Source organism: Stenotrophomonas sp. SMYL8, from assembly GCF_036320065.1.
In the GTDB taxonomy this organism is placed as follows: Bacteria; Pseudomonadota; Gammaproteobacteria; order Xanthomonadales; family Xanthomonadaceae; genus Stenotrophomonas; species Stenotrophomonas maltophilia_A.
The window spans coordinates 1,409-8,402 of record NZ_JAWIRR010000054.1 but is presented as its reverse complement, the minus strand read 5'-3'; the positions used below and the strand labels follow the sequence as shown (position 1 = coordinate 8,402).

7 protein-coding genes are annotated in these 6,994 nt (G+C 66.5%); 4 read left to right on the top strand and 3 right to left on the bottom strand.

Annotated elements, in window-relative coordinates:
* Positions 1-99 (top strand): IS3 family transposase (locus V3B25_RS22225; RefSeq protein ID WP_197616391.1); only part of this gene is annotated, 99 nt, incomplete at its 5' end.
* Positions 100-243: 144 nt separating this feature from the next.
* Here V3B25_RS22225 and V3B25_RS22220 read toward each other — a convergent pair.
* The 3 genes from V3B25_RS22220 to V3B25_RS22210 form a co-directional block, all read right to left on the bottom strand.
* Positions 244-858 carry an RluA family pseudouridine synthase gene (locus V3B25_RS22220; protein WP_329811557.1) on the bottom strand — a complete coding sequence of 205 codons (615 nt, stop codon included), beginning with the start codon at positions 856-858 and terminating at the stop codon, positions 244-246.
* 158 nt (positions 859-1,016) lie between these two features.
* Positions 1,017-2,003, bottom strand: a complete 987-nt coding sequence (locus tag V3B25_RS22215) for a malate dehydrogenase (protein WP_004153634.1) — start codon at positions 2,001-2,003, stop codon at positions 1,017-1,019.
* Positions 2,004-2,121: 118 nt separating this feature from the next.
* On the bottom strand, positions 2,122-2,613 hold the full coding sequence (locus V3B25_RS22210) for a peptidylprolyl isomerase (protein ID WP_004153629.1): 492 nt from the start codon (positions 2,611-2,613) through the stop codon (positions 2,122-2,124).
* Between the two features lie 274 nt (positions 2,614-2,887).
* Between V3B25_RS22210 and typA the strand changes: the two genes are divergently transcribed.
* From typA to V3B25_RS22195, 3 genes are read left to right on the top strand one after another with little or no spacing between them, the layout of a single operon-like run.
* On the top strand, positions 2,888-4,735 hold the full coding sequence (gene typA, locus V3B25_RS22205) for a translational GTPase TypA (RefSeq protein WP_010483969.1): 1,848 nt from the start codon (positions 2,888-2,890) through the stop codon (positions 4,733-4,735).
* 11 nt (positions 4,736-4,746) lie between these two features.
* Positions 4,747-5,214 (top strand): DUF2127 domain-containing protein, encoded by a 468-nt coding sequence (locus V3B25_RS22200; protein WP_049422416.1) that lies wholly within the window; start codon positions 4,747-4,749, stop codon positions 5,212-5,214.
* A gap of 41 nt (positions 5,215-5,255) precedes the next feature.
* Complete coding sequence (locus V3B25_RS22195) at positions 5,256-6,878, top strand: amidase (RefSeq protein ID WP_329811556.1); 1,623 nt, start codon at positions 5,256-5,258, stop codon at positions 6,876-6,878.
* The last annotated feature ends 116 nt before the right edge of the window (positions 6,879-6,994 follow it).

Genomic DNA, 6,994 nt, shown 5'->3' with positions numbered 1-6,994 from the left:
GTGGAATACATCCAGTACTACAACGAAGAGCGCATCAAACTGAAACTGAAAGGTCTGAGCCCGGTAAAGTACCGGGAGCAGGCCCAATCGGCCGCCTGACCCCGTCCAAGTCTCGGGGGTCACTTCATGGATGGGTTTACGGCGTGTCCTGCCAACCCACACCGCCCCGCCACCCCACGGACAGCCCGCTTCTGACGTTGACGTTGATTCTGCAGGTGCAGGGCTGCAAGCCCTGCCGAACCCCTAGAACGGAGTCGCGGACTCGAACGCGAGCGGCTCGCCCGTCACTGGATGGGTGAACCGCAGGCTGCGCGCATGCAGATGCACACGCTGCGCCGGCGCGGCGTCATACAGCACATCGCCAACGATGGGATGGCCGAGACTGGCCATGTGCAGGCGCAGCTGATGGCTGCGGCCAGTGATCGGTTCCAACGCCACGCGGGTGCGCTGCGCTTCAACATCACGTGCCATTACGTGCCAACGTGTCAGCGCCGGTTTGCCGCGTTCGTGATCGACCATCTGCTTTGGCCGGTTCGGCCAGTCCACGATCAACGGCAGGTCCACTTCGCCGGCATCGCCTTCAAGCAGCCCCTCCACGATCGTTTCGTAACGCTTGCCAACCTGGCGCTGCTCGAACTGCATCGACAACGCCACCTGCATGTCCTTCCCGCGCGCATGCAGCAGCAGGCCGGAGGTCACCTGGTCCAGGCGGTGCACGGTCAGTGCATCCGGGTACAGCGCCTGCAGGCGCGCGACCACGCAGTCCTGGTTCTCGGCGCTGCGGCCAGGCACGGACAGCAGGCCGGCCGGCTTCTCGGCCACCAGCAGCGCGTCGTCGATGTAATGCAGGTGGATCATCAGTTCCTGTATTCCTCAAACAGAAACGGGGAAGCCTGAGCTTCCCCGTTGCTGCGTACCGACCAACGGTCGGTACCTACCTTCTGGATCGCGTACCGACCAGCGGTCGGTACCTACCTCGATGGAAGACGTACCGGCTCGCGCCGGTACCGCCTGCATCAGCCCAGCAGGTGGGCGACGCCGGCGCGCTCTTCTTCCAGCTCGGCCAGGGTCTTGTCGATGTACTTCTGGCTGAAGTCGTCGATCGGCAGATCCTTGACCAGGGTGTACTTGCCGTTCTCGGTGGTCACGGCGAAGCCGAAGATCACGCCTTCCGGAATGCCGTAGGAACCGTCGGACGGCACGCCCATGGTGACCCACTTGCCGTTGCTGCCCAGCACCCAGTCACGCACGTGGTCGATGGCTGCGTTGGCGGCCGAAGCAGCCGAGGACGAGCCACGGGCTTCGATGATCGCCGCGCCGCGCTTGCCGACGGTCGGGATGAAGGTGTTGGCGTTCCACTCCTGGTCGTTGATCGCATCGGCGATCGACGCACCATCGGCGGTGGCGAAACGGTAGTCCGGGTACATGGTCGGGCTGTGGTTGCCCCACACCACCAGCTTCTCCATGCCACCGACCGGCTTGCCGAGCTTGGTCGACAGCTGGCTCAGCGCGCGGTTGTGGTCCAGGCGCAGCATGGCGGTGAAGTTCTCCGGCTTCAGGTCCGGGGCCGACTTCATCGCGATGTAGGCGTTGGTGTTGGCCGGGTTACCGACCACCAGCACCTTCACGTCACGGCTGGCGACCTTGTTCAGCGCTGCGCCCTGGGCGGTGAAGATCTTGGCGTTTTCCAGCAGCAGGTCCTTACGCTCCATGCCCGGGCCACGCGGACGTGCGCCGACCAGCAGGGCGATGTCGGCGTCCTTGAACGCGACTTCAGCGTCATCGGTGCCGACCATGCCGGCCAGCAGCGGGAAGGCGCAGTCTTCCAGCTCCATCATCACGCCCTTCAGGGCGGCCTGGGCCTTGTCGACCGGCAGTTCCAGCAGCTGCAGGATGACCGGCTGGTCCTTGCCCAGCATTTCGCCGGAGGCGATGCGGAACAGCAGGGCATAACCGATCTGGCCGGCGGCGCCGGTCACGGCAACACGAACGGGTGCTTTCATGGGGGTTTCCTCTTGCTTGCAAGCGTTTGATGGGACGCCGCGGGCGTGGCCACGCAGGCCTGGCGGGCGGCGGGGAACAGGGAAACGGCCACTCGAGGGTGGCCGTTTCGAAGGGGGATCAGGCGGCGAGGTGCTTGTTCCACTCCGCGACGCGCTCGGCCTGGGCGGCCAGCACGGCGTCGACGTCGCCTTCCAGGGTGATCGAATGGATCACGTCGCCCTGCTTGACCGAATCGACGATGGCCTGGCCTTCCAGGACCTTGCCGAAGACGGTGTGGCGGCCGTCCAGCCAGTCGGTCTTGATGTGGGTGATGAAGAACTGGCTGCCGTTGGTGTTCGGGCCGGCGTTGGCCATCGACAGCGAGCCGACCTCGTGCTTCACGCCGTTCTTCTCGTCTTCGAACTTGTAGCCCGGGCCGCCGGTGCCACGACCCTGCGGGCAGCCGCCCTGGATCATGAAGTCGGCGATCACGCGGTGGAAGATCAGGCCGTCATAGAAGCCGTGCTTGACCAGGTTCACGAAGTTGGCCACGGTCAGCGGCGCCTTGTCGGCGAACAGCTCGACCTTGATCGGGCCCTGGGTGGTGTCGAAAGTGGCGATGAGGGACATGAAGATCCTTGATGCAGATGGGGAACGCGTCTAGCCACCTAGTTTACACCTGCCTCGTGGCGGCGGCGGCTTCGACCATGGGCGCAGATCCGGGCTTCAGCCACGGGACGGGGTGCCCCGCGGTGTAGGCCAGGCGGCCTCGACCGGCGCCACGGCCCCCCAGCTGAATGGGCCCCATGACGGGTGTGAAATCCACCGTTTCGCGAATCGTCAGGTTCGACGTATAATGTTGGACTTCTTTTTCCAAATCCGGCGCCGACTGGCCCCCTTTCGTATGTCCATCGAAAATCTTCGCAACATCGCCATCGTCGCCCACGTCGACCATGGCAAGACCACCCTGGTCGACCAGCTGCTGAAGCAGTCCGGCACCCTGTCCGAGCGCACCGTCCTCGCCGAGCGCGTGATGGACAGCAACGACCAGGAAAAGGAACGCGGCATCACCATCCTGGCCAAGAACACCGCCATCACCTGGGAAGACAAGAAGACCGGCATCAAGAACCGGATCAACATCGTCGACACCCCCGGCCACGCCGACTTCGGTGGTGAGGTCGAGCGCGTGCTGTCGATGGTCGACACCGTGCTGATCCTGGTCGATGCGATGGACGGCCCGATGCCGCAGACCCGCTTCGTGACCCAGAAGGCCTTCGCGATGGGCTTCAAGCCGATCGTCGTGGTCAACAAGGTCGACCGTCCGGGCGCCCGTCCGGAATGGGTGATCGACCAGGTCTTCGACCTGTTCGACAAGCTCGGCGCCACCAACGAGCAGCTGGACTTCCCGATCGTCTACGCCTCGGGCCTGAACGGCTACGCCGGCCTGGAAGACACCGTGCGCGATGGCGACATGACCCCGCTGTACGAAGCGATCATGCAGCACGCGCCGCGTCCGGAAGTGGACCCGGAAGGCCCGTTCCAGATGCGCATCAGCCAGCTGGACTACAACAACTTCGTGGGCGTGATCGGCATCGGCCGCATCCAGCGCGGCACCCTGAAGAAGAACATGCAGGTCGCGGTCATCGACCGTGAAGGCAAGAAGCGCAACGGCAAGGTGCTGCAGGTGCTGGGCTTCATGGGCCTGGAGCGCATCGAGCAGGATTCGGCCGAGGCCGGCGACATCGTGGCCATCTCCGGCATCCAGGAGCTGACCATCTCCGACACCATCTGCGCACCGGACTTCCCGGAAGCGCTGCCGGCGCTGACCGTCGACGAGCCGACCATCTCGATGACCTTCCAGGTCAACAACTCGCCGTTCGCCGGCAACAAGGACCTGTCCGGTGGCAAGTTCCTGACCAGCCGCCAGATCAAGGACCGCCTGGACCGTGAAAAGGTCCACAACGTGGCCCTGAAGGTCGAGCAGCTGGAAGACGCCGACAAGTTCCTGGTCTCCGGCCGTGGCGAACTGCACCTGTCGGTGCTGATCGAGAACATGCGTCGCGAGGGCTACGAGCTGGCCGTGTCGCGCCCGGAAGTGATCATCAAGGAAATCGACGGCCAGATGATGGAGCCGATCGAGCAGCTGGTGGTGGACATCGAAGAAATCCACCAGGGCGGCGTGATGGAAAAGCTGGGCACCCGCAAGGGCCAGCTGAAGAACATGGAATCGGACGGCAAGGGCCGCGTGCGCCTGGAATACTCGATCCCGGCCCGTGGCCTGATCGGTTTCCAGAACGAGTTCAAGACCCTGACCCAGGGTTCGGGCCTGCTGTTCCACGTGTTCGACCACTACGGTCCGAAGGAACAGGGCGCGATCGCCAAGCGCATCAACGGCGTGATGATCGCCAATGCGCCGGGCACCACGCCGGCCTACTCGCTGGGCCCGCTGCAGGAGCGCGGCAAGCTCTTCGCTGCTGAAGGCGACAACGTGTATGAAGGTCAGCTGGTCGGCATCCACTCCAAGGACAACGACCTGACCGTCAACGCGATCAAGACCAAGCCGCTGACCAACATGCGCGCTTCGGGCAAGGACGATGCGATCCAGCTGACCCCGGCGATCAAGTACTCGCTGGAACAGGCCCTGGACTTCATCGAAGACGACGAGCTGGTCGAGATCACCCCGAAGGAGATCCGTCTGCGCAAGAAGTTCCTGACCGAAAGCGACCGCAAGAAGGCTTCGCGCGGCGGCTGAGCCAGCACCCCGTGAACCTGAGCGGCTACAACCCGGATCCACACCGGCATCCGGGTCTCCATGTCATCGCCCTGCTCGAAGCGAGCAAGGCGATGCTGGCGCTGTTGGCCGCCACCGGGCTGGAAGTGCTCGGACCGCAGCCGCTACGGCACGGCATCATGGCCCTGATCCGGCGTTTCAGCCTGGATCCGGACCATGGCACCCTGCCCTCGCTGCTGCACATGATCAGCCCCGACGCGGTCCACCTGGCCGCGGCGGGGATGATCGGCTACGGCCTGCTGCACCTGGTCGAAGCCTGGGGCCTGTGGCGGGCCAAGGCCTGGGCCTCCTGGCTGGGCTGCCTGACCGCCGCCCTGTACCTGCCTTTCGACATCTTCGCGATCATCCGCCACCCCGGCTGGCCGTCGTGGACGATCCTGGCGATCAACCTGATCGTGGTCTACGTGCTCGCCCGCGACCTGCGCAAGCGCCACCGCTGAGCACCGGCTACACTGGGGATTGGAGCCGACCAAGCCGCCCCATGCGCCCGTCCTTGCCGCCTCTGCTGACCTGCCTGCTCGCCGCGCTGCCGGCGCTGCTTTCGGCTGGCTGCAGCCCGGCCACGCCCAGCGCGCATGCGGCCGAACCTGCGAGCCGCAACGTGCCGTTCCCGTACGCCGAAACCGATGTCGCCGACCTGCAGGCGCGGATGACCGCCGGGGAACTGGACAGCACCACCCTGACCCAGGCCTACCTGCAGCGCATCGCCGCGCTGGACCGCACCGGGCCGCGCCTGCGCGCGGTGATCGAGCTCAACCCCGATGCCCTGAAGGAAGCCGCCGCGCGCGACCGCGAACGCCGTGGCGGCCGCCTGCGCGGCCCGCTGCATGGCATTCCCCTGCTGTTGAAGGACAACATCAACGCCGCGCCGATGGCCACCAGTGCGGGTTCGCTGGCCCTGCAGGGCTTCCGTCCGGACGATGCCTACCTGGTGCGCCGGCTGCGCGACGCCGGTGCGGTGGTGCTGGGCAAGACCAACCTCAGCGAATGGGCCAACTTCCGCGGCAATGATTCGATCTCCGGCTGGAGCGCGCGTGGCGGCCAGACCCGCAACCCCTATCGCATCAGCCATTCGCCGTGTGGTTCCAGCAGCGGCAGCGCGGTGGCCGTGGCCGCCAACCTGGCCAGCGTGGCGATCGGCACCGAAACCGACGGCAGCATCGTCTGCCCGGCGGCGATCAACGGCGTGGTCGGCCTGAAGCCGACCGTCGGCCTGGTCAGCCGCGACGGCATCATCCCGATCTCCTTCAGCCAGGACACTGCCGGGCCGATGGCACGCAGCGTCGCCGACGCTGCCGCCGTGCTGACCGCGATCGCCGGCCGCGATGATGCCGATCCGGCAACCGCGACCATGCCCGGCCGCGCGGTCTACGACTACACCGCGCGACTGGACCCGCAGGGCCTGCGCGGCAAACGCATCGGTCTGCTGCAGACGCCGCTGCTGAAGTACCGCGGCATGCCGCCGCTGATCGATCAGGCAGCGACCGAGCTGCGTCGCGCCGGCGCCGTGGTGGTGCCAGTGGAGCTGCCCAACCAGGGTGCGTGGGCCGAGGCCGAGCGCACGCTGCTGCTGTACGAATTCAAGGCCGGGCTGGAGCGCTACTTCAGCACCCACCGCGCGCCACTGCGCAGCCTGGCCGAACTGATCGCCTTCAACCAGGCGCACAGCAAGCAGGAACTGGGCCTGTTCGGCCAGGAGCTGCTGGTGGAGGCCGATGCCACCACCGGCCTGGCAGACCCTGCCTACATCCGCGCGCGCAGTGATGCGCGCCGGTTGGCCGGCCCGGAAGGCATCGATGCAGCCCTCGCCGCCCATCAGCTCGATGCGCTGGTGGCGCCGACCACCGGTGTGGCGTGGCCGATCCGCAGCGAAGGCGACGACTTCCCCGGCGAGAGCTACAGCGCCGCTGCCGTGGCCGGTTACCCCAGCCTGACCGTGCCGATGGGCCAGATCAACGGCCTTCCCGTCGGCCTGCTGTTCATGGGCACCGCCTGGAGCGAGCCGAAGCTGATCGAAATGGCCTACGCCTACGAGCAGCGCACCCGTGCGCGGCGGCCGCCACACTTTGATACCGATGCGCTGATCGACGCCGGCGAGCCCTGAGCTCCGGTGACGCCGCGACATCTTGCTTCCGGTAGTGGCGGGCGCGGGGCGGCGCGGGGGGGGGGGGGGGGGGTGGGGCGCCCGGGCGGGGCCCGCGCGGGCGGGGGGGGGCCCCC